This window comes from Amycolatopsis sp. NPDC023774 (assembly GCF_040639695.1).
In the GTDB taxonomy this organism is placed as follows: Bacteria; Actinomycetota; Actinomycetes; order Mycobacteriales; family Pseudonocardiaceae; genus Amycolatopsis.
The window spans coordinates 1-1,040 of sequence record NZ_JBFAAJ010000123.1; the positions used below are offsets into that span (position 1 = coordinate 1).

Annotated in this window: 1 protein-coding gene; it reads right to left on the reverse strand. The window is 68.0% G+C overall.

Features of this window, described 5'->3' with window-relative positions; all coding sequences use genetic code 11:
• Positions 1 to 63 precede the first annotated feature (63 nt).
• On the reverse strand, positions 64 to 1,040 hold a 977-nt coding region (gene trxB / locus AB0F91_RS47290; RefSeq protein ID WP_360609100.1), incomplete at its 5' end, for a thioredoxin-disulfide reductase.

The following is a 1,040-nucleotide window of genomic DNA, read 5'->3' on the forward strand; positions in this document are numbered from 1 at the left end:
TGTCAGTCACCTTGACGGTGTTGTTGCCCATGGTTTCTCCTTCGGGTGGTCGGTATCGGAAAGTCAGTGGGTGCCGGCGCCGTAGCCGCCGCCGACCAGCTCGGACGCCTCGTGGGCGTTCTCGTCGCCGTGCTCGGCCAGCCATCGTTCCGCGTCGATGGCCGCGCTGCACCCGGAACCCGCCGCCGTGATGGCCTGGCGGTAGGTGCGGTCCACGAGGTCACCGGCCGCGAAGACGCCCGGCACGTTCGTGTAGGACGTGCGCCCCTGCGTCACCACGTAGCCGTCCTCGTCGACCTCGACCTGGCCGCGCACGAGCGCGCTGCGCGGGTCGTGGCCGATCGCGACGAAGAAACCGGTGACGTCCAGCGTCTTCTCGTCGCCGGTCTTGGTGTCCGTGACCTTCAGGCCCTGAACCTTGCCGTCGCCTTCCACCCCGGTGATCTGGGAGTTCAGCTGCCACTTGATCTTGTCGTTCGCGCGGGCGCGCTCGAGCATGATCTTGGAGGCCCGGAACTCGTCACGGCGGTGCACAATCGTGACGGACTTGGCGAACTTCGTCAGGAAGGTCGCCTCCTCCATCGCGGAGTCACCACCGCCGGCCACGGCGATGTCGTGGTCGCGGAAGAAGAAGCCGTCACACGTCGCACAGGCCGACACACCGCGGCCGAGCAGGTCCTGCTCACCGGGCACGTTCAGATAGCGCGCCGCAGCGCCCATCGCGAGGATGACCGCGCGCGCGGCGTACCGCTTGCCGTTGGCGACCACGTACTTGACGGCGCCCGTCAGCTCCAGCGACTCGACGTCCTCCGCACGCAGCTCGGCGCCGAAGCGCTCGGCCTGCTTGCGCATCTCTTCCATCAGGTCCGGGCCCTGGATACCGTCGCGGAAGCCAGGGAAGTTCTCGACCTCCGTGGTCGTCATCAGCGCACCACCGAACTGCGTGCCCTCGAACACCAACGGCTCGAGCTGCGCGCGCGCCGCGTAGACCGCGGCCGTGTAACCGGCGGGACCCGACCCGACGATGATCAAGTTCCTGA